This window comes from Rhizobium sp. ZX09, from assembly GCF_017357485.1.
Lineage (GTDB): Bacteria > Pseudomonadota > Alphaproteobacteria > Rhizobiales > Rhizobiaceae > Agrobacterium > Agrobacterium pusense.
Genome location: NZ_CP031363.1, coordinates 1,380,641 through 1,401,053, shown reverse-complemented (window position 1 = coordinate 1,401,053; position 20,413 = coordinate 1,380,641). Strand labels below are relative to the sequence as shown.

General features: G+C 58.9%; 29 protein-coding genes and 1 tRNA gene. 25 read left to right on the top strand and 5 right to left on the bottom strand.

What is annotated here, in order from left to right:
• Nucleotides 1-567 carry a TadE/TadG family type IV pilus assembly protein gene (locus tag BTN45_RS06955; RefSeq protein ID WP_207589520.1) on the top strand — a complete coding sequence of 189 codons (567 nt, stop codon included), beginning with the start codon at nt 1-3 and terminating at the stop codon, nt 565-567.
• A complete protein-coding gene (locus BTN45_RS06950) occupies nt 564-1,181 on the top strand; it encodes a TadE/TadG family type IV pilus assembly protein (protein ID WP_207589519.1) in 618 nt (205 codons plus the stop codon). Before BTN45_RS06955 ends, BTN45_RS06950 begins: the two co-directional genes overlap by 4 nt.
• A 6-nt stretch (nt 1,182-1,187) precedes the next feature.
• On the opposite strand, the gene trmFO is transcribed toward BTN45_RS06950, so the two are convergent.
• From trmFO to BTN45_RS06935, 3 genes are all read right to left on the bottom strand, one after another.
• Nucleotides 1,188-2,630 carry a methylenetetrahydrofolate--tRNA-(uracil(54)-C(5))-methyltransferase (FADH(2)-oxidizing) TrmFO gene (gene trmFO / locus BTN45_RS06945; protein WP_207589669.1) on the bottom strand — a complete coding sequence of 481 codons (1,443 nt, stop codon included), beginning with the start codon at nt 2,628-2,630 and terminating at the stop codon, nt 1,188-1,190.
• 563 nt (nt 2,631-3,193) lie between these two features.
• Complete coding sequence (locus BTN45_RS06940) at nt 3,194-3,337, bottom strand: DUF1127 domain-containing protein (RefSeq protein ID WP_003495735.1); 144 nt, start codon at nt 3,335-3,337, stop codon at nt 3,194-3,196.
• 473 nt (nt 3,338-3,810) lie between these two features.
• A complete protein-coding gene (locus BTN45_RS06935) occupies nt 3,811-3,957 on the bottom strand; it encodes a DUF1127 domain-containing protein (protein WP_004442060.1) in 147 nt (48 codons plus the stop codon).
• Between the two features lie 582 nt (nt 3,958-4,539).
• Here BTN45_RS06935 and BTN45_RS06930 point away from each other — a divergent pair.
• Nucleotides 4,540-4,622, top strand: a tRNA-Leu gene (locus tag BTN45_RS06930).
• A 240-nt stretch (nt 4,623-4,862) separates the two neighbouring features.
• Complete coding sequence (tig, locus tag BTN45_RS06925; RefSeq protein ID WP_207589518.1) at nt 4,863-6,341, top strand: trigger factor; 1,479 nt, start codon at nt 4,863-4,865, stop codon at nt 6,339-6,341.
• A 138-nt stretch (nt 6,342-6,479) separates the two neighbouring features.
• On the opposite strand, the gene BTN45_RS06920 is transcribed toward tig, so the two are convergent.
• Nucleotides 6,480-7,490 (bottom strand): carbon-nitrogen hydrolase family protein, encoded by a 1,011-nt coding sequence (locus BTN45_RS06920; RefSeq protein ID WP_173615002.1) that lies wholly within the window; start codon nt 7,488-7,490, stop codon nt 6,480-6,482.
• Nucleotides 7,491-7,903: 413 nt separating this feature from the next.
• Here BTN45_RS06920 and BTN45_RS06915 point away from each other — a divergent pair, with 413 nt between their 5' ends.
• Nucleotides 7,904-8,551: a hypothetical protein gene (locus tag BTN45_RS06915; RefSeq protein WP_207589517.1), complete on the top strand. Its 648-nt coding sequence runs from the start codon at nt 7,904-7,906 to the stop codon at nt 8,549-8,551.
• A 293-nt stretch (nt 8,552-8,844) separates the two neighbouring features.
• Here BTN45_RS06915 and BTN45_RS26340 read toward each other — a convergent pair whose 3' ends face one another.
• Nucleotides 8,845-9,624 carry a helix-turn-helix transcriptional regulator gene (locus BTN45_RS26340; RefSeq protein ID WP_246751676.1) on the bottom strand — a complete coding sequence of 260 codons (780 nt, stop codon included), beginning with the start codon at nt 9,622-9,624 and terminating at the stop codon, nt 8,845-8,847.
• 166 nt (nt 9,625-9,790) lie between these two features.
• Between BTN45_RS26340 and BTN45_RS06905 the strand changes: the two genes are divergently transcribed.
• From BTN45_RS06905 to BTN45_RS06810, 20 genes are all read left to right on the top strand, one after another.
• Nucleotides 9,791-10,096 (top strand): helix-turn-helix domain-containing protein, encoded by a 306-nt coding sequence (locus BTN45_RS06905; protein ID WP_080822817.1) that lies wholly within the window; start codon nt 9,791-9,793, stop codon nt 10,094-10,096.
• A gap of 47 nt (nt 10,097-10,143) precedes the next feature.
• Complete coding sequence (locus BTN45_RS06900; RefSeq protein WP_207589516.1) at nt 10,144-10,995, top strand: ParB N-terminal domain-containing protein; 852 nt, start codon at nt 10,144-10,146, stop codon at nt 10,993-10,995.
• Nucleotides 10,992-11,456, top strand: coding sequence for a hypothetical protein (locus tag BTN45_RS06895; protein ID WP_202036622.1), 465 nt, complete (start codon nt 10,992-10,994; stop codon nt 11,454-11,456). The genes BTN45_RS06900 and BTN45_RS06895 overlap by 4 nt, the downstream gene beginning before the upstream one ends.
• Nucleotides 11,453-11,626: a hypothetical protein gene (locus BTN45_RS06890; RefSeq protein ID WP_167378190.1), complete on the top strand. Its 174-nt coding sequence runs from the start codon at nt 11,453-11,455 to the stop codon at nt 11,624-11,626. Before BTN45_RS06895 ends, BTN45_RS06890 begins: the two co-directional genes overlap by 4 nt.
• Entirely contained in the window at nt 11,623-13,872 is a 2,250-nt protein-coding gene (locus BTN45_RS06885) for a DDE-type integrase/transposase/recombinase (protein ID WP_246751675.1), read from the top strand. Before BTN45_RS06890 ends, BTN45_RS06885 begins: the two co-directional genes overlap by 4 nt.
• Nucleotides 13,873-13,934: 62 nt before the next feature.
• On the top strand, nt 13,935-14,693 hold the full coding sequence (locus BTN45_RS06880) for an ATP-binding protein (protein WP_112361353.1): 759 nt from the start codon (nt 13,935-13,937) through the stop codon (nt 14,691-14,693).
• Complete coding sequence (locus tag BTN45_RS06875; protein WP_207589515.1) at nt 14,693-15,328, top strand: hypothetical protein; 636 nt, start codon at nt 14,693-14,695, stop codon at nt 15,326-15,328. Before BTN45_RS06880 ends, BTN45_RS06875 begins: the two co-directional genes overlap by 1 nt.
• The gene (locus BTN45_RS06870) at nt 15,325-15,723 is read left to right on the top strand and encodes a transcriptional regulator (RefSeq protein WP_207589514.1); all 399 of its coding nucleotides are present in this window, start codon (nt 15,325-15,327) and stop codon (nt 15,721-15,723) included. Before BTN45_RS06875 ends, BTN45_RS06870 begins: the two co-directional genes overlap by 4 nt.
• Complete coding sequence (locus BTN45_RS06865) at nt 15,710-16,000, top strand: hypothetical protein (protein WP_207589513.1); 291 nt, start codon at nt 15,710-15,712, stop codon at nt 15,998-16,000. The genes BTN45_RS06870 and BTN45_RS06865 overlap by 14 nt, the downstream gene beginning before the upstream one ends.
• Nucleotides 16,001-16,062: 62 nt before the next feature.
• Nucleotides 16,063-16,590, top strand: a complete 528-nt coding sequence (locus BTN45_RS06860; RefSeq protein ID WP_207589511.1) for a host-nuclease inhibitor Gam family protein — start codon at nt 16,063-16,065, stop codon at nt 16,588-16,590.
• Between the two features lie 10 nt (nt 16,591-16,600).
• Nucleotides 16,601-16,879 (top strand): hypothetical protein, encoded by a 279-nt coding sequence (locus BTN45_RS06855; RefSeq protein WP_207589508.1) that lies wholly within the window; start codon nt 16,601-16,603, stop codon nt 16,877-16,879.
• A complete protein-coding gene (locus BTN45_RS06850) occupies nt 16,876-17,223 on the top strand; it encodes a hypothetical protein (RefSeq protein WP_207589501.1) in 348 nt (115 codons plus the stop codon). Before BTN45_RS06855 ends, BTN45_RS06850 begins: the two co-directional genes overlap by 4 nt.
• Nucleotides 17,220-17,483, top strand: a complete 264-nt coding sequence (locus tag BTN45_RS06845) for a hypothetical protein (protein ID WP_207589499.1) — start codon at nt 17,220-17,222, stop codon at nt 17,481-17,483. The genes BTN45_RS06850 and BTN45_RS06845 overlap by 4 nt, the downstream gene beginning before the upstream one ends.
• Nucleotides 17,476-17,775: a hypothetical protein gene (locus BTN45_RS06840; protein ID WP_207589497.1), complete on the top strand. Its 300-nt coding sequence runs from the start codon at nt 17,476-17,478 to the stop codon at nt 17,773-17,775. Before BTN45_RS06845 ends, BTN45_RS06840 begins: the two co-directional genes overlap by 8 nt.
• 64 nt (nt 17,776-17,839) lie before the next feature.
• Complete coding sequence (locus BTN45_RS06835) at nt 17,840-18,088, top strand: hypothetical protein (protein WP_207589495.1); 249 nt, start codon at nt 17,840-17,842, stop codon at nt 18,086-18,088.
• Complete coding sequence (locus BTN45_RS06830; protein WP_207589493.1) at nt 18,085-18,663, top strand: MT-A70 family methyltransferase; 579 nt, start codon at nt 18,085-18,087, stop codon at nt 18,661-18,663. The genes BTN45_RS06835 and BTN45_RS06830 overlap by 4 nt, the downstream gene beginning before the upstream one ends.
• On the top strand, nt 18,660-19,310 hold the full coding sequence (locus BTN45_RS06825; protein WP_207589492.1) for a regulatory protein GemA: 651 nt from the start codon (nt 18,660-18,662) through the stop codon (nt 19,308-19,310). The genes BTN45_RS06830 and BTN45_RS06825 overlap by 4 nt, the downstream gene beginning before the upstream one ends.
• Entirely contained in the window at nt 19,310-19,759 is a 450-nt protein-coding gene (locus BTN45_RS06820; protein WP_207589491.1) for an ASCH domain-containing protein, read from the top strand. The genes BTN45_RS06825 and BTN45_RS06820 overlap by 1 nt, the downstream gene beginning before the upstream one ends.
• Before the next feature lie 17 nt (nt 19,760-19,776).
• Nucleotides 19,777-19,971 (top strand): hypothetical protein, encoded by a 195-nt coding sequence (locus BTN45_RS06815; protein WP_207589490.1) that lies wholly within the window; start codon nt 19,777-19,779, stop codon nt 19,969-19,971.
• Entirely contained in the window at nt 19,961-20,353 is a 393-nt protein-coding gene (locus tag BTN45_RS06810) for a helix-turn-helix domain-containing protein (protein WP_207589489.1), read from the top strand. The genes BTN45_RS06815 and BTN45_RS06810 overlap by 11 nt, the downstream gene beginning before the upstream one ends.
• The last annotated feature ends 60 nt before the right edge of the window (nt 20,354-20,413 follow it).

The window sequence follows — 20,413 nt, the reverse complement described above, 5'->3', positions numbered from 1 at the left end:
ATGAAGTCTTTTCTTTCCCTGCGTCAGGATAAAAGCTGCGGCGGCCCGCGGGGATGCCGGTTCACGCATGCGGCATGTTACCGGTTGTTTGGCGACCGAAAGGCGGCAACGGCGGTGGAGACGGCGCTGCTGTTGCCGCTGTTTTTTGCGCTGATTTTCGGGACGCTCGAAATCGGCCTGCTGATGCTCTATTACCTCTATCTCTCTTTTGCGTCGAATGCGGGCGTCGAGTATCTCCGCAAGGCGGCGGCGGACGGTCGGCCGGCGACCGAGATTGCGTTGCGCAAGGCAATTGCCTCTCATTTCATTGGTGGGACGGACGAAACCAACCTCAAGATCGCTCTCTTGCCGATCCCCGACGACGATATTGCCGAAGCCAAGGTGCCCACACCGATCGTGAACGATTTTCGCCCGCCCGCCGATACCGCCGGCCAGTACATTCTGGCAATCGGTTACAAGTGGAATTTTTTGATGCCGACGACGCGGCTCCTCGTGCCGGACACGGGTGGCATTCATCAGTTGCGCAACATTTCCCTGGCCATCACTGCGGTACGGGTGACCGAATGAAAAAGACGAGATGGTTTTTTCGTCTTGGCAGTTTCGGCCGTTGCCGTTCTGGCGCTGCGGCGGTGGAAATGGGGCTTCTGGCACCGCTGCTCGTCCTTATGCTTGCCGTGGTCATTGAGGTAGGGCGCGGCTGGTTGAGCTATGACCGGTTCATGGCGATCGTCGACAATTCTGCGCGTTGGGCGGCGAGATTTCCTGAATTCGAGGAACGGGTGCGCACGGGCGTGCCGAGTTTCGTCGTCCTTTCCGGCAGCGGCATTCTCCAGACGGGCAAACTTGACCTGACGCTGAGAAGCGTCAAACTGGTGGATAAGGTCGCCCGGCTGCAATTTCCCGCCCACAATTTTATGGGTTCTGCCGAAGATGTGCCATGGGAGAAAACCGTGATTGCCAACGGTTTCGTTGCCCAGGAAGCTATCATCGTCGTCTCCGGGCGGTACAGCTATAAGCCGCTGATCTCGGTCCTCACCGATATCACGCTCAAATTCGAGTATGTCGCAGCGGTCAACCCATTCTTTTCTCAGCGATATCCATACCAGAGCGGCAAATCGGATTTCGCAAAATGGAACCTCACGCGCACGCCCAAACCCAAAGCCGTACCCAAACCAGACTGAGCAGCCTCATTGCGCTTCTGTCGCTGTCTGACCTTCGCCGAGCCACGCCGCACAATCCTTCAACGCCCGCGCTGCAACCAGCTGGCGCTTCATGATCGTTTTGTCCTTGCCGCGAAAACGCTTGACGCCTTCTGGCTTGACGATCGAGCCCGGCTCCAGTTCGGGGAAGAGGCCGAAATTGATGTTCATCGGCTGGAAGGAGCGTTTGCCCGGCTCATCATCGGAAGACAGATGGCCGCCGGTGATGTGGTTGAGCAGCGAGCCGAGCGCGGTAGTGGCAGGCGGCAGGCTCGGGGTTTCGCCCTTTTGCTCGGAGGCGGCGAAGCGGCCGGCGAGGAGGCCGACGGAGGCGCTTTCCACATAACCCTCACAACCGGTGATCTGGCCGGCGAAACGCAGGTCCGGCCGGGATTTCAGCTTCAGCGAGGGGTCGAGCAGGGTGGGGGAATCGATATAGGTGTTGCGGTGCAGGCCGCCGAGGCGCGCGAATTCCGCATTTTCGAGTCCGGGTATCATGCGGAACACATCCGCCTGAACGCCGTATTTCAGCTTCGTCTGGAAACCGACCATGTTGTAGAGCGTGCCGAGCGCATTGTCCTGGCGCAGCTGGACGACAGCATAGGCCTTGACGGTGGGGTTGTGGGCATTGGTGAGGCCCATCGGCTTCATCGGGCCATGTCGCAGCGTTTCGCGTCCGCGCTCGGCCATGATTTCGATCGGCAGGCAGCCGTCGAAATAGGGTGTGCCTTCCCATTCCTTGAAACCGACCGTGTCTCCCGCGATCAGCGCGTCGATGAAGGCGTTATATTGCTGCTCATCCAGGGGGCAGTTGATGTAGTCCTTACCCGTGCCGCCGGGGCCGACCTTGTCGTAACGCGACTGGTACCAGCAGATATCCATGTTGATGCTGTCGCGGTGGACGATCGGGGCGATGGCGTCGAAAAAGGCGAGCGCATCCTCACCCGTCTCGGCCTGGATGGCGGCGGCGAGATCCGGCGAGGTGAGAGGCCCGGTCGCGATGATCGTGTTGCCCCATTCCTTCGGCGGAAGGCCGTTCACCTCTTCGCGGACGATCGTCACCAGTGGGTGACCCTCCAGCGTTTTCGTCACGGCCTCGGAAAATCCGTCGCGGTCAACGGCAAGCGCGCCGCCGGCCGGCACCTGGTGTTTATCGGCGCAGGCCATGATCAGCGAGCCGGCAAGCCGCATTTCCGCATGGATGACACCAACCGCATTGGCCGTCGCATCGTCGGAGCGGAAGGAGTTGGAACAGACCAGTTCCGCCAGCGTATCGCCCTTATGCGCATCGGTGCCGCGCACACCGCGCATTTCGTGCAGGATGACGGGAACGCCGCTCTCCGCAATCTGCCATGCGGCTTCCGAGCCGGCCAGCCCGCCGCCGACGACGTGAATGGGAGAAATGGTCTTGTCCTGCATGTCGATGTCCATGGGCGGCCGCGGGGCCAAGGCTCCCGTCCGGCGGCCGTCATTCGAGTGAGAGTTCCGCGCGGGTCCTAAAAGGACGCGGCATTGTTTGCCGATGCACTAGCATGCATGGCGGGGGCAGCCAAATGGTTTTGGCGGATGGAGGCTAGTGGGCTACGAAGCTCCCGCCGGGATCGAGGAGCAGGCGCGCATTTTGAAGCGGGCGGATGCTGCCTGCTTCTTCTCCCCGCCGGGGAGAAGGTCGCGGCAGCGGGATGAGGGGGCGAGGTTGGAGATATCAGGGGAGCTAGCCCCCTCATCCCACCCTCCGGGCCACCTTCTCCCCGGCGGGGAGAAGAAACAAGCGGCGATCTCGAACCCGATGTATTTGGCGTAGCGCCCGTATCCGAAATGCCGGCCGGCCCTGTAAAACCGAATGGTGGCGGAAGCCAGGAGTGCATCTTCGGAAAAAAGCCGCTTGCAGCGGAAACTCCAGAATCAAAAACGGCGCCAGAGGCGCCGCTTTCTTAACCTGTCGCTCAATCGTCGCGCCCTGGAGGTCGGGCAGCGGGACGATCGTTTACGCCTTAGCGGAACGAACGGGCTGCTACGTTACGGATGTCGTAACGGGTCAGGCCGATGTCGCTCAGAGCCTGGTTGGAGAGGCTGCCGAGTTCGTTGATCGTGCGGCGGTAGGAGATCCAGTTCTTTGCGATGCGGATAGGGTTCATGGTCGTTTCCTCAATCTATCTCTGTTGATTTCGTCTGCCGGCTCAGCGGTTTCTCTGTGCTCTCGGCTGTTGAGGTTTATATATAGACATGAAGCCATGTTGTGCAGTGCAGAATTTAGGCTACTGCCATGCATTTGTGCAGTATGTCGTCTAAATTTGCGGCTTTGGGTATAATATGGGCAAAATATGAGCGGAAATGCCTGCCTCTGAGGCGGCTTCGAGGGGTATGGCGGCCTTAGACGGCTTTCGAAGGGGCTCTGCGGCGTGAGAGGGCAATCGGAGCAGGCCCGGACATCATCCTGCCGTACGCCAACACTCGGCATCAATGCATTTATCCGTCGGCCCAGCAGGCGGTACAGAAGAATTGCTTCGAGGTGGGGAGCCGCCCAAAACGAAAAAAGGCCAGAGGCGGAAGCCTCAGGCCTTTTTGGGTAGGTCGTCTCGCATCCGCCGCAGAGCGGCGGGACGTCCAATTAGAAGCCGACGGCGGTCTTGGCGACGCGCCGGATGTCCTGACGGCCAATGCCGAGGTCATTCAGTTCGCGGTCGGTCATGCGGCCGAGTTCGGTTACGGTCTGACGATACTTGCGCCAGTTGGTGAGCGAGCGTGCAATGTTCATTTTCATCTTCCTCTTCGTGCTGTTCAGTCGCCGCGGCCAGTCTTGGGAGGCTTTGGTCCGGGGCTGAACTCGATCTCTGTATGACCACGAATATAATCGGTTTAATCAAAACAAAAACAGACAAAGCAAGATGCCACCTATGCATTAAACGCAATGCAATCCGGTAAAATGCCCCGATTGCGGCGATTCATGCATAATTTGTGACCAATTTGTGTGCTTTTGATGGAGTCATCCGCCTGCAGCCCTGCGGCGGTGCGTCATGCGGCGGCTGCGTGCGGCGGTACCGGCGCCATCATGTGCCCGCCATGCCATAATATATATAATGTCAATGCAGCCGCGTGTTAGCATGAAGCGGCCATATGAAGGGGGTCGGTAATCGGGGAGGACGATGGCGCGCTACGCCGCTGCCGTCCCTGTATCCTGGAGGCTTTCGTGTTCCGAAAATCCATTGGCCGGTCGCGAAAGCGGGCCGCGCCTCCTTCTGCCCAGCCCGGCCGGCAAGAAAAGTCCGGGCGAAACGAAAGGCAACGGAACGGCGTGCTTGACCCTTTCTGAACATTGTGACATACCGCCGCCCAACGTGCGGGTATGGCGGAATTGGTAGACGCATTGGTTTTAGGTACCAACGCTTCGGCGTGGGAGTTCGAGTCTCTCTACCCGCACCACAAGCAAGGCATGGCTGTGCCACGCTTGCGCCAGAGTGCATCCTTACAGGATGCGGGGAGCTTCGGGGTTCATTTCTCCCCTTTGGTCTTTATTCTCCGGTGCAGGCGTAACGGTGTCCGGCAGGCGCTTGCGTAAGAAATAACGGAAGCCACGGCCGGGGAACGATGTTTCCGGCGCAGTGCTCGAAAGTAAACCAACGGCTGTCTGAGCACCGCCGCCATGATGTGAAGGTTAGGAAAATGCAGGTTATCGAAACGCTCGCTGAAGGGCTGAAGCGCGAACTTAAGGTCGTTATTCCGGCTGCCGACATGAAGGCCCGTCTGGACGAGCGCCTGGTCGACGCCAAGGACAAGGTTCGCATCAACGGTTTCCGTCCCGGCAAGGTGCCGGTTGGCCACCTGAAGAAGATGTACGGCAAGTCCATCATGGCCGACCTCGTCAACGAGCTGGTTCGTGAAAAGCCGTCCGAAATCCTCTCCAGCCGCGGCGAGAAGTCTGCAACGCAGCCTGCGATCTCCATGACCGAAGACGAGCAGGAAGCTGAAAAGATCCTGTCGGCCGAATCCGACTTCGAATTCACCGTTGCCTACGAAATCATTCCGGCCATCGAACTGAAGGCTAATGACGGCATCAAGGTTACCCGCGAAGTTGTGGAAGTGACCGAAGACGAAATCAACGAGCAGATCCTCAAGATCGCCGAAAGCGCCCGCACCTACGAGACCAAGAACGGCAAGGCCGCTGAAGGCGACCGCGTCACCATGAACTACCTCGGCAAGGTAGACGGCGTTGCCTTCGACGGCGGCGCTGCTGAAGACGCTGAACTGGTTCTCGGTTCGGGCCGCTTCATCCCCGGCTTCGAAGACCAGCTGGTTGGCGTCAAGGCCGGCGACGAAAAGACCATCACCGTGACGTTCCCGGCCGATTACCCGGCGGCGAACCTTGCCGGCAAGGAAGCCAACTTCGACATCACCGTCAAGGAAGTTGCTGCTGCCGCTCCGGTTGAAATCAACGACGACCTGGCCGAAAAGCTTGGCCTCGAATCGGCTGAAAAGCTGAAGGAAATCGTCAAGGGTCAGATCGAAAGCCAGTACGGCAACGTCACCCGTCAGAAGGTCAAGCGGCAGATCCTCGACCAGCTGGACGAGATGTACAAGTTCGACACGCCGGCTGGCCTGGTTGACGCCGAGTTCGACAACATCTGGCGCCAGATCAACACCGATCTCGCTCAGTCCGGCAAGACCTTCGCTGACGAAGACACGACCGAAGAAGAAGCCCGCGAAGAATATCGCAAGCTGGCTGAACGCCGCGTCCGTCTTGGCCTCGTTCTCTCCGAAATCGGCGAAAAGGCCGGTGTCGAAGTGACCGAAGAGGAAATGCAGCGCGCGCTGTTCCAGCAGCTGCAGCAGTTCCCGGGCCAGCAGAAGGAAATTCTCGATTTCTTCCGCAACACCCCCGGCGCTTCCGCTTCTCTGCGCGCTCCGATCTTCGAAGAAAAGGTCATCGATAAGCTGCTCACCGAAATCTCGGTAACGGACAAGACCGTTTCCAAGGAAGAGCTGCTGGCTGACGACGGCGAAGAAGCCACGGAAACCAAGAAGAAGGCGCCTGCCAAGAAAAAGGCTGCTGCCAAGGCTGACGACGCCGCTGAAGGCGAAGAAGCCGCTCCGAAGAAGAAGGCTCCGGCCAAGAAGAAGGCTGCTGAAGGCGACGCCGAATAATCTTCTTCAGCGCAAGCTGATTTGAATTGAAGGGCCGTGGCGAAAGCTGCGGCCTTTTTGTTTGGGAAGATGCGAATGGTTCCGCCCTGAGCGACGTAGCCAGTGGCACAAATCAGCGCCACTGGCAGGTGTAGATTGCTAGAACTGGTTCCGGCTATCGCTTCTAGGATCGTTATCCACCTGGTGAGGTGCATATAGATCGCCACGCGCTTTTTGCCGCCATGGTCGCGCGGGATGTTCTCGATTGATGATGACGTCCGCCACCGCAATGGCCGGTAAACCACTGACCGGGCATTGAGCCGCCCATTGACCATCCGGCGCTGCTATTGCCGATGGGGCGCCGGGACTTTGGGTGGCAATTGTGGAATAGCTGGCCCAGTAGGTGTTGCTTGCTGCATGCCCCAATATCTCGGCGGCAAATGCAGGGGCATTTGAAGCGTCTTCACCTGCGGTAGAAAACAGCATGCAATCAACACTGAGCTTCTCATATTCCATGAATATTTCCGGGTAATGCGCCTCCATGCCAAGCGCGCAACCGAAGCGGAACCCATCAACGTCGAACGTCACGGGGAGGTGTCCCGGCGAGTACATGAACGAGATTTTGGTTTTCGACAACAGACGTTCATCATAGCGGGTTATAATCGCGCCACGATCTGAGATGACGTACAGGCTTTTATATGGTCTGTGGGGCGGCGTCGGTCGATGGACAGCACCGAGAACTGTCCAGAGTTTCAGCTTGCGCGCCAGTTTTCTGGTCGCCTCCAGTTCTTTGCGCAGAGTGTCCCATTCAAAGCGTGTCCAGTCGGAAGGGCCTATTTCCCGCGGACCAGTCTCTGACATGATCCGTTTATGCGGCCAGCACGTTGCCCCTTCAGGGAAGTGTATGAGACGTGCGCCAGCAAGATGGGCATCGTTCATAAGACGGCGTATTTCCTGTCCGCAGTTTTTTAGGGCGGAGATATCACGAGGATCGTTGACCAAGGATGTCTGCGCGACCGCCACCCTTATTGAGTTGCTGATAGGAGCGTCCGGTATTCTGCGAATATGCTGGAGAGCAGCTGTATAAGATTCGCCTGTTTTGGCCGCGCGAGCTCTCACCCGACGTTTTAAATTGCTATTTGCGTCATTGTCAGGCCTTTCACGTCTCAGACGCAGTTCCCCAGCAACCCGCCCGAAACGATCGGACCAAGACAATTGCCTGAGACACTAGTCCCTTTGCCTCCGTGGAAGACCCTGCTGGGGAAGGTCGTGGAGGTTAGGCGCAGGCCACGCGCTCACGAATATCCGTTGGAAAACGCCGATTCGTCAAGCGGCCGGGATACCTGGCCATGTGAAGCTTCCCGATCACAATGCAGTGCAGCATGATTTTTTGCTGCATATGCTCTTGTTCATCTCCCGTTCATCTGGCACCCTGCGCAGCATGATTTGCCTGGTCGTATCAAGCGGCCGTTCGGGCATTGCGCCGCTTGAATGTGGCTTCATCGCAGCCAAACCATTGGCCTTAGCTTTTACCGTGCTTGCCGGGTTCTCCCGGCGCGCCCTTAATTTGCCAGGGGACAAGTATGTCGATCCGAACGGGTTCTGCCCTTGTATTATTGTTCTTCACCGCAGCCGCGGCCGCCCATGCCGATGAGGCGGGGCTGATCTGGAAGCCGGTCAAGAATTCCGATCGGTCCTATACGGCGCGCATCGGCGCGAAACTGCCGGTCGATACCCCGATCCGGGCCGGGCTGGAAATGGGCATGAATGCCTCAAAGACGGGGCAGGTGGTGGATACGCCGGTGCGGCTGTGGGGTAATGTCACGTTGCTGGCCGAACAGCTGCCGGGCGTCTCGCTTGCGCGGGATGTCGGCGTCATGTTCAACGCCCTGACAGGGTCGAGCAGCGTTTCCATGACCTCGCAGCAGAAGCGTATCGTTACGCCGGAGCTGGATATCGAGGCGAACCGCAATTTCACCGTGCGGTATGACGGCACGGCGCAGCAATGGAACGGGCTTGATGTCTCACAATCGCTGCGCCTGTCCCGCTCGGAAACCGGCACGGCCTTCGTGCTGACGGGGGCGAGCCGCAACAGTTTCAACGAGTTCAGCAGCGGTGTCGCGGTGGAACAGAAGCTGGGCGATCACCTGACGGTGCGCGGGACGCTGGATCAGGGTTATGCGGATCATTTCCGGCCGGGGGTAAGTGCGCGGTACAGTATTCGGTGGTGAGGGGGCGGGCTGGCTGTATACGGTTAGTTCGCAGGTGAGAAAGTCTCTTTAGGGGCGAAAACCTTTCCTCCGTCATGCCGGGCTTGATGTAACCCGCAACACCAGATGGCAGGAGGAGGCTTTAACCGGGAATATCTGGGAAAATCCGGGAACCTGCGGTTAGAGGCCTTATTTTCTCGGGACATACGACACCATAGAGAACGTCTTAAAGGGCCTTCTAAGAAAATTCGCCCGCAAGAACAAATGGCAGGCAACGCGGCCGGAACGGAATCAGCACGCCCGGCCGCTGGCTCTCACAATGACCGGCTATACCACATCACCCGACCGGCGATAGACAGCCCCGGCACCTCGGCGGAGGTGACCTCCTCTGGCGGATACACCGCATTGTCGCTGATCAACTGCAGGGAGCCGTTCATTCTCGGATGAACGCGCTTAACCAGCAGCATATTCCCGTAAACCACACAATAGATGCCGTTATCACGCACTTCGGTCACGGACGTGTCTATCAAAAGAACATCGCCGTCGCGGATCGTCGGCTCCATGCTATCGCCTCGCGCTGTGATGATGCGGGCAAATGACGGCGCAACGCCGATCGACCTAAGCCACTCAGACTGAAACGCTATTATTTCAACAGCTTGCTCTTGAAATGCGACCAAGCCAAGCCCGGCAGATGCGCGAACGTCAAGGCGCGGAACCAGTGTTATATCGTGCTGTCTTCCGTCAACTGAGATGATGTTCGGCTCTCCTGCGACGATCAACGTTCCAGCAACGTTGTCGTTGTCTGGCCGCATACGCCCGCGCCCCGTCGCTAGCCAATCCAACGATACATTCCCAGCCTCGCAAATCGAGATGAGCTTTTCCAGCCCGGGCATGGTGCCAGCCAAATATTGGCGAAAGGTAGAATCAGGGATTTTCGCTCTTTTTGAAAAAGCGTGAATTGATTCGCCGTCCAGCACGATTTCAAGGCGCTGCGAGAACGTTTCTCCCGTCATAACGCAAACCGTGACCAAGCGACACGGTTGGAAAACCGCGCATTTCCCCGAAATTTCCCGAACATTTTCAATGCCTTCCATGGGATTTTCGGAACTACGTGAATTTCAAAACTGTGACCCGCGCAATAGCGAGAGTTTGATTGACATTTTCACGTAATTACGCGAATATCCCGTTGCAACAAAGTTTGAACGCCAACCCCCAACCAAACCAACCTTTTGCCGAAGGTCAGAAAAACAGGGAGCAATCATGACGCCCACAAAAACGTGGACTCGCACGACCATCAAAGAGGAACTGTTACGTCAGAATAAAACCCTGACCGGAATCGCTCTCGATGCTGGCCTTTATGCGAGCGCTTGCCGTGCAGGTTTGATCGGGGCCAGCCGTCCCGGTGCCGAGGCTCTTGCCAACGCACTGGGCGTGCCTTTCCGCGAGATGTTTCCCGACAGCTACACGCTTGGTCGTCACGACCGCGATGACAGTAGCAGTAAGAAGAGCGGCAACACCAGAGCAAAAAAGTCGTCGAAGCCTGACGGCGCGCAGAGCGCCGCCTGATGTTTTCGTCAGGCCGCGCAACCTTTCCTGACAATCCAGAGTGCCACATGCAGATTGACCTTCTGTCTCCCAAACTCATCGACGTCCCCTCCGACGCGAAAAGAGTCTCCCCTGACGCCATTCAGGCGTTGGCCGAAAGCTTCCAACAGATCGGGCAGCGCGTTCCGGTCGAAGTTATCGCCGGTACCGAGGGGCGATATCGCCTCGTCTTCGGTGCCAAGCGCCTTGCCGCAGCCACATCGCTCGGTATCGAAATATCCGCCATCGTTCGCCAATCAGACGAATTCGCGAACGACGCTCAAATCCGCCTGACCGAGATTTCCGAAACCCTCTATCGCCACGAACTGACGGCGCTGGAGCATAGTGTCGACGTTGCCGACTGGTGTGCAATCTGGCGGGCTGCAAACCCGGTCCGGCGCGGCCCGAAGCCAAAGCAGGAATTAAGTGCAGACTCTGCACTAAACTCCGATGACGAGACAATCGAGACCGCCGCCGCGTTCTCCGGCACTTTCAGCGAGGCGGCACAGCGCTTCCTCAAGATCAGCCGCCGCAATGTTTTCAACGCTCTCAAGATTGCCAGTATCCCGGCTGAACTGCGGGACCGTATCGCGCTTGATGAGGGCTTGGCAGACAACCAGCAGACCCTTCTGGATATCGCTGGCCAGCCTTACGAGCGCGCCGCTCGTATCGTGGAGCTGCTCATTTCCGGCGAGGCGACGAACTACGCCGACGCCATTGCCATCATTGACCAAGTTCCCCGCGCCAATCCGCTGGCCGCATGGGAAAAGCTCAACGACCGCTTCACACGGCTAAAGCCCAATGAACAGGACGCGTTCTTCGCCCTGAACGAAGCTTCCGTCATGCGTTGGCTTGCCGAGCGGAAGGCTGCTCGCCGATGAGCAAACGCCGCGACCCTCTCACGAAAGACCTCTTCGAGTGGACACCCCCACAGGTGGCGATCCGCTACGAGGAAGGCGTGACCGGTCGCGGCCCACTCGATAACCGCATTTCCCGCCTCATCGCCCGCGCCCTGCGCGATGCCCGCGATGACGGGTTTCAGCGGTCAGAGATCGCCAGCGCAATGAGCAAGTACCTCGGCCGCACGATCTCAAGCGCGATGCTCGACAAGTGGGCGTCGGAAGGAAGTGGCGAACACCGCATTCCGCTCGATGCCTTCATCGCGCTTGTCCACGCCACCAAAGCCAAGGAGCTGCTCGGTTTCGTGCCGGGCGAGTTCGGCCTGACCGTCATCGAGGACGAATACGCCGAGATGATCGAGGACCAGCTTCTTGAGGATCACATTAAGGAAATGGAGGCGCTGAGAGCAGCTCGCGCCGTAAGGAAGAGAGCACGCCGATGAATATAGCCAGCAGCATCGCGCCATTCCTGCAGCTCGTCTGCCGTGTCGCGAAAAGCCAGATCGTAAAAGACGTTTCCGCCCTGTGGGCCATCCTCTGTTTCATCCTCGGAATGATCTATTTCTCGCAGGTCGCCACGACGCTTGTCCTGATCGTGAGGGCAATGCGTTGAACACTATCCCTTTTGCCTCCGAAAAGCGCCACCTGAAGGAATGGCTAACCGCGCGTGAGATCGCGGAGGAAGCCTTGCCCGGCCTGCCCACCACAAAGAGCGCCGTAATCCGTTTCGCGAAACGCGAGGGTTGGAACGACGTTCCCTCATTGACGCGCAACCATGCTGGCTATGGCGGCGGTCTGGAGTATCACTATCGGTTATTCCCGACGCTCGCCCAGGTCACCTATGTGCAGCGCTACATGGTTGTCGGCAGCGAGCCGGTGGACCAACGACCCGAGCCAGAACCCGCTGCCTCGGCATCGTTGACCGATCGCGCCCGCCGCGAACGCGATGCCCGCTTGGCTGTTGTCGCCGCCTTTGAGACCTTCTCAAAGGGCCTTTCAATCTCAGTTCAGGCCTCCATGTTCATCTTCTGCGACCGGTGGAACATGAACATGATCCAAGCGGATGCTTGGGTGAAGGACATCCTTCCGCAGATTTCGCAGCGTTCGGTTTTCCGGTGGCGTTCGGCCAAGCAGGCAGGCGCAAAGGATAGGCTCGCCGTCGATCGGTCAGAAGCTCGCAAGGGCAAGGGCTTGCTCGACACCGCTAATGCCGGTGAAGTCCGCGCCTTTGTGCTGGCATGGATCGCCAAGAACCCGGCGCTGTCGGCCGATGTCATCCGGGGCTACTGCAAGGATCATTTTGGTGCGGAGCTGATCGACCGCAACGGCGAACTGAAGCCATTGCCGCCGGAGCGGACCTTCCAGCATTTCATCGCGCAGCTGAAGTCTTCGGAAAAGATAGTCCTTACCAAGATCACAGACCCGGACAAGTTCCGGTCGCACATGAAGATTTCCGGTACCGGCACCTTCCGCCACATTACCGATCCGAACGCGCTCTGGATGATCGATGCGTCTCCGGTCGATGCGCTCTGCATTGACGGCCGCCATTCCTTGTATGCGTGCATTGACATCGCCACGCGCAGGCTGGTCATCACCCTTTCCAAAACGCCGCGTGCCTCTGCCGTTGGCCTGATGATGCGTAAAGCCATTCTCAAATGGGGTGTCGCCAAGGTCATAAAGACCGACAACGGAAGCGATTTCGTTGCCGTTTCGATCAAGCGTCTCTTCGCCGATCTCGGTATCGAGCCGGATGTTTCCGACGCCTATTCCCCTGAGCAGAAAGGCCACGTCGAGCGCGTCATCAAGACGTTCCAGCATGAGGTATGTCCGCAGTTGCCCGGTTATATCGGCCATTCTGTCGCCGATCGGAAAGCGATTGAGGGTCGCAGGTCTTTCGCTGAACGCCTCGGCGCTGACGAAAAAGACCTGTTCGAAGTCGCGCTGACCGCCGAGCAGCTCCAGCGCCATATCGATGACTGGCTGGAATATGTCTATCACGAGCGTGAACACGGCGGCCTGAAAGACCGCACACCCAACGAGATCGCAGCCGCGTCTCTTGCGAAGATCAACCGCGTTGACGAGCGCGCACTGGACGCGCTGCTGATGCCGGTGGCTGGCAAGAACGGCCATCGCGTCATGCAGAAGCGTGGCATTCAGAATGACGGTTTCTTCTATCTCGCCGGTTCGATCATGGTCGGCACCGATGTGTTCTGCCGCCTCGATCCGCTCGACATGGGCAAGATGTACGTCTTTGACGGGGAAACCGGACGGTATCTCGATGTCGCCATCTGCCCGGAACTCTCCGAGGTCAATCCACAGGCTTACGTCAAGGCGCAGAAACAGATTGCCGCCGAGCTGATCCGCGAGAGGGAACGCGAGATCAAGGCCGATATTCGCGAACTGAAGAAGGGACCGTCCGGCATCGAGCGCACCATCCGCCTTGCCAAGAAGGAGAAGGCAGAGCGCGAAGCCGGAACCGCCAACGTCATCCAGTTGCCCAAGCGCGAACAGCAGCACAGCACGCCCGCCATTGCCGCCGCACTGGAGGCCATGACCGCGCCGAAGTTGCCGCAGTCTGCCACGCTCAATGAGAAGGCGGCGGAAATCCACGCGGCCATCGTTCGCGAAGCAGAGCAGAAGGGCAATTCCACTGTCATTCATCTGGACCCGGACGCGGCACTTTCCGACAGCGCCCGCATGTTCAAATGGGCGCAGGCCATAGAAGCGCAGATCGCCTCCGGTGTCGTCATTGATGACGCCACGGCAGGCAAGCTCGCCCGCTACAAGGCCAGCGCCGATTACCAGACGCGCCGGGACATTTTTGAAGATTTCGGGATCGACGCCGCACTGCGCGGCTAGGTCAAGAAAAAGGGGCCGACTGCCATCGACCCCTCTGCATTGCAATAATTACGAGGATTAAAATGACGACACAACCGATGAAAGTCAATGGCGACACGGCACCGATCAAGAACGTCACTACGGCGCTTACTCTTGTCCGGTCGCTGCAGAACCGTCATCCCCTGCAACCGAACCTCGGCGTTCTCGCCGGTTACTCCGGTTATGGCAAAAGCGTCGCGGCGCTCTATTGCCAGAACAAGACCGGCGCTGCCTATGTCGAAGTGCGCGACACATGGACCCGCGCCAAGCTACTGCGCTCGATCCTCTCCGAACTCGGCGTTTATCAGCCACGCGGCACGCTGTCCGACATGGAAGACGAGGTCATTGGCCTTCTTTGCCGCGATCCGCGCCGCCCGCTGATCATTGATGAAGGTGACCTGCTCATCAAAAAGAACCTGATCGAGTTGGTGCGCGGTATTGCCAAGGCAAGTGGCGTCCCCGTGATGCTGATCGGCGAGGAGCTGTTCCCGAAGAAACTGGAACATGTCGGCGACCGCTTCCGCGATCTCGTCCTCGATACGAAGTATGCCCATCCCTGCGACATGGAAGATGCCCGCACGTTGGCGCGGACGTTCTATCCGAAGCTTTCGATTTCGGATGACTTGCTCGAAAAGGCCAGAACCGAGGGCGAAGGCCGTGTCCGCCGCGTCGGCAATTCTCTGCATAACATTGCCGAGGCGGCAGCGAGGATGGGCCTTAGCTCGATCGACCTTGCGGCCTACGAGGGCGGTAACGGTCTGTTCTCGCGCTCGCGTCTGCCCTCCAGAAAGGAGGCAGCATAATGCGGGTCACTCCGATCGCTCTCAAGATTGCCGTCGCCAAGGGTCAGCGCGTCCTGACTGGCCGCGATCATTACTGGAAGCTGATGATGGACGCCGACATGCGAAACCAGCCCTTCAGCGTGGACGATATCTTCGGCCTGTCCAACAACCGTAGCCGCCTGCAGATATCGGATTTTATCGACATGCTCGAAAAGGCGGAGATCATCCGTCGCACCGGCGAGGTGAACCCGCGTGGCATGGCCCTCTATCGTGTCGCTGCCCGCCAATCTGCCACGCCGATGTTCAAACGTGACGGCACGCCGCTCGCCGACCAGATGACGGCGCGACAGGCGCTCTGGAACGCCATGCGCTCGCCTTTCTTCAGGAACGGCTTCAAGCTGATCGATATTTCCGTTCACGCCTCGACGGATACCATGCCGGTCGCGCAGCGTTCGGCCCGGCTCTATATTTCCTGCCTCCTGCGGGCCGGATATTTGATCGTGCTTCAGAAGGGAACCCGCACAGAGCCGACGATCTGGCGACTTGTTCAGAATACCGGCCCGGCCGCGCCGAAGCTCCTGAAAACCCAATGCGTCTATGACCCGAACGCCGAGAAGATTTTCGGCGAGCCGGAGACTGTCGAGGTCGAGCCATGACCCCGACAAAGCCTAAGCCCGACAATCTGGAAAAGGCCCGTGCCGCATGGGGTGAGCAGCCCCCGGAATGGATTATCGCTTTGGCGGAGGCCTGCAACGCCGAAAACCAGACGCTGGTCGGCAAGCGCATTGGTTATGCCGGTTCTACCGTCAGCCAGCTCCTTTCGAACAGCTATCCCGGCGATGTCGGCCGCATCGAGCAGCTCGTGCGCGGCGCTCTCATGTCCGAGACCGTGCGCTGCCCGGTCCTGCAGGAGATCGGCCGGGATGTCTGCCTCGGTTGGCAGCGCCGCCCCTTCAGCACCGCCAGCGCCAACGCGGTCCGCATGCATCAGGCCTGCCGGAATAATTGCCCTCACAGCCGCATAAAGGAGACGAACAGTGAAGCGATTTGATTACCTTTCCGATCGTTTACGCGACACCCGCAACAGGATTGCCGAACACCGGCATGGCGGCGTTGTCATGTCCAGCGAAGAGGTCGAGCTGCTGGTGAAGCGTCTCGATGGCTACGCCGAGATGGCCGTCGCCATGGAAACGCAGCTCAACGACATGCAGCTCTTAAACAGCGCCGAGCTGAACAAGCTCGTCCCTCCGGCAAGTGCGACGATCCTGCACATGATGCGCCCTGGCACCAACGTTGTGCCGTTCCCGCGCTCTCCGCACAGCTCCTGAAGCCGCCTTCGAAGGGCGCTTGAGCGCCCTTTCAACCCCCCTTTAGAATTGAGGAAACGACCTTGAAGAACGCATTGAAGACGAAGACGAAAGCCATCTCGCGCGTACCGCAGAACCGTGAGGACGCGATTTTCGCAGTCGGCCGGATTGGTGTTTTGCGCCGCTCCATCGCAGCACAGAAGGCGCTGGCTGACGAAGCCATCCGCCTTGTCGGTGAGAAGTTTGAAGCTGATACCGCTGCGATGCTCGAAGAGCTGGCTGAGCATGAGCGCGGCGTGCAGACTTACTGTGAGGCAAACCGGCTTGCCCTGACCAATGACGGAAAGGTGAAATACCACGATTTTGGCAACGGCCGGATTAACTGGCGGTCCCGCCCGCCGAAGGTGTCCATTCGCGGTGTCGAGGCAGCGATCGAAGCATTCAAGAAGCTCGGCCTGAGTGGATTCATCCGCACCCGCGAGGAGCTGAATAAGGATGCCATGCTCGCCGATCCTGACAAGGCCCGCCTCGTCAACGGCGTGACGATCTCCTCCGAGGGCGAGGATTTCGTTATCGAACCCGCCGAACTCGAAACCTCTGCATTGAACTGAGGGCGGGTCCATGAAGAACATTCGCGTCGAAAATCCTGCCACACCGGAAGCCTTCATTCAGGCTTTGAACGAGTTGGGCGTTGCCTTTCCGTTGACATGCTCTCAGCGGGATATGGGTGTCCTGTTGGATGCAGATGGTGATGAGCTTCTGACAATTGATTCCGCTGGTGCCATGCCCGACGACACCGTCGCGCTGCTCGCTGCAAATATCGTCATGGTTCTGAACAATGCTGCCGGTCATGTCGCCATTGCCGCGATCGTCCCTCTTGAACAAGGCAGTGCGGCATGACGGAGATCATGGGCTACGCCACAAAAACCGCCGCTGTTCTAGCCATGCGCGAGCAGGGAAAGCGGATAAGCGAGATCGCCAAAATACTTGGCATTAGCGAGAACGCCGCGTCCGGCCTCGAAAGTTGCGCAAAGCGGGCCAGAAACCGATCCGCCAAGAGGATTTCAGTTTCAGGTTCTACGGTCGCGGAACTTATTCCGCTCACCGCGCGACAGCGTCTTCGCCCTCACGCTGCCAAGCGCGGCGTGAGCACCGATCGGTTGATCGCCGATCTTGTGACGGCGATCGCTGACGGCAACCTTGTGGACGCTGTTCTCGATGACGCGGAAGGTGATGCGCAATGACGAGCATCTACTTCTCTGACGCGACCCTCAAATCCTTCTCCGCCGCCACCAAGGGCGGAAAGTCCACGATCAAGATCGAGATCGAGACGGCCGATCGCTACCAGATGGCCAGCATCCTCAACCAGCTCGATGAGATCGAGGCCGAGCAGAAGGCAGCGAAAACGCCTCGCAAAGCACCCGCTAAAAAGACGGAAGCGCCCTTGTTGGCGCTTCCCGCTCCCCCGAAACAGATCAGCTATCACGGTGAAGATCATGAATGACCCTATCGCCAAGGCGAAGGCCGAGGAGGCCCGCCAGTCACAAATCCTCGCCGATGCAATCCATAAGACCATTATAGAGACCGGCGAACAGTTCGATGTTCCGATCCTGAATGCGGTTGGCGGCGCGCTTGCCACCAACATCGCGGAGGTTTTGGCCTCAATATCCGATCGCCGTCACCGCAAAATGTTCCGCGACCAGCTCGATCGCGCTGTTTCCCTTGCGCTCGCTCAGGCCGCAACGCGGCCGATGGCGCCTGTCGAGACGATCATCATCGGGGGAGCGCGGCAATGACGGTGCTCCTGTTTGCGAGCTTCATCCTTCTTCTTGTCATTTGCGATCTCATGGGAGCCGACCGATGACCGACATTGAGAACCATCCCCTTTCAGATGAGCAGGTAGCGATCGCGCTCAAAATCATCGCGGTCATTCAGCCCCACAGCGCCGACAATGTTCTGACCGCCATGGTGTCCATCATTTCGCATGCGGTCAGCCAGTCGGACGATCCTGTTGGCAACGCACAGTTTTGGGCGAACACCATTCTGAATACTGTCGACTATGCCCGCGAGAACGGCGACCGCCCTTACGGCGGAGGGTCGATCCAGTGAGACTGTTTCCCGAACTCTGGCCGTTTGGTGACCTCCCGCCATTCTCCTTCGACCTCATCATGGCCGACCCGCCGTGGCTATATAAGCTTCGGTCGGAGAAGGGCGAAGGCAAGTCCGCGCAGGCTCATTACAACTGCATGTCGCTCGATCAGATCAAAGCCATGCCAGTTCTCGATCTTGCCTCGGAAAACTGCCTCTTATGGCTTTGGGCAACAAATCCTATGGTCTTTCAGGCCTATGAGGTTCTGCTCGCGTGGGGCTTTAATTTTGTCTCGGCAGGTTCGTGGGAGAAGATCACGAAGAACGGAAAACAGGCGTTCGGGCCGGGCTACGTCTTACGCACATCCAATGAACCTTACCTGATCGGAAAACGCGGAGAGCCGAAAACCACGAAGTCTGTCCGCTCGTCATTCCGGGGCGTAGTCCGTGGCCATTCCCGCAAACCCGAGGAAGGCTACCGGCAGGCTGAAAAGCTGATGCCGAACGCCCGGCGGCTTGAGCTTTTCAGCCGGACCAACCGCAAGGGCTGGACGGTGTGGGGTGATGAAACCGGAAAATTTGGAGAAGCAGCATGAGCATTCAACGTGCAATTTTCGGCGGTTTCCGCCAACTCGGTATCACTGAGGAAAACGCGCAGCGCGACATCTACGCTCGCGTGACAGGACAGTCTCGCCTGTCCCTGATGAACGCGCAGCAACAGGACGCTGTCATGAAGGAACTGCGCCGCCTCGGCTATAAGCCCGTGGCAGTGCGCCGCAACGGTCGCCGTCGTCTCGACGGCCGCTATGCGCCGAAGATGCAGTCGCTGTGGATCGCGGCTTACAATCTCGGCATTGTCGAGGACCGCGAAGATCGGGCGCTGGAGGCGTTCGTCAAGCGCCAGACCGGTCTCGACAGCGGCCGGTGGGTCAACAACGCCGACGATGCCAGAGCGGTTGTCGAAGCCCTGAAAAGCTGGATCGCCCGCGAGGCCGGTGTGGTGTGGGCCGATCGCAAGCCCTGCGAAGCCTACACCATGCGCTACGGTTACAAGATCGCCCTTGCGCAGCATGCCATGCTCAAATCCATGCTGTGCGATGGCTTCTGGCCTTCGGTGACCGGCATTCTCGATCAGGAAATCACCTATCGTGCCGTGACCGACAAGGAATGGATCACGGTCATGGATTACTACGGCAAGCTTATTCGCGGCCGCCGTGCACCGAAGACGAAGGCCACTTCCTGATGGTCGCCTACGGTTTCAAAAAGTACTTCAGCCCGCAGATCGAGAGCGGCCACAAGCGGCAGACGGTGCGCGGCAATCGCGACCGCCACGCCCGGCCGGGCGAGCGCGTCCAGCTCTACGAAGGTCTGCGCACTCAATATTGCCGCAAGATCATCGCCGATCCGGTCTGCACGCATGTCGTTCCGATCGAAATCGTGGTGAGCGACCTCATCAACGAGCTGATCGCCAGCATCGTCATCGACGGCGTGCATCTGCACCGTGTCGAGGTCGAGGCGTTCGCTCGCCGTGACGGCTTTGCGCCCGAGCTGCTCGGCAACAGCTATCCGGCCAAACTCTACGGCCGGACAGCGCGGGAGACGATGGGCCGGTTCTGGATCGCCAATCATCCCGGCGTCTCCAAGTTCACGGGCGTCCTGATCCGCTGGCAACCGGAGGCACCGACGCCATGAACCGGGACGTCTCTCCCATGACCGTCATGCCGCTCTTCGGCTGGCCGGAGCAGCGGGAGATAGACGTTCTGCAGATGAAGAGGGATGAACTGGCAGCACGCGCTGCCAAGCTCCCGCGATTTTCACACAAACGCCTAGAGCTGGAAGTGCGGCTGAAAGCCTTGACCGAAGAACAACTGAGATTATCGAGCAGGATCAATCATGGAAGATGACCGTTTCGCCCATCTGCCCGTGGTCATGCGCGAGATCGCCGAGGTTGCCGGTCTGGAAGCCGCATGGGCGATCGTGCAGGCGCAGGGCGGCCGTGTGGCCTATATTCCTGCCAAGGCCGCGCCGGGCCATTGGTTGCCGGAACTGGTTGGCATGGAGGCCGCCGCCAAAATCTGCAATTTCTATAAGGCAGGCGATTCCGGCTACCGTATTCTGGTCCCGATTGCCAAGGACGCCGCGAAGCGGTTAAGATTGGTCAAGGCACTGGCTGACGGCATGTCGGCCCCGGATGCTGCCGCAGCCGCTGGGATGCATGTGCGCTCAGCCTTTCGCGCCCGCAAGCGCATGAAGCACAGCGACGACGATCAGGGCAGTCTTTTCTGAAGAAACATAGGCTGGCACTGACAGTGTCAGGGGCGCGACGGCACAACCTTTGAAGCACAT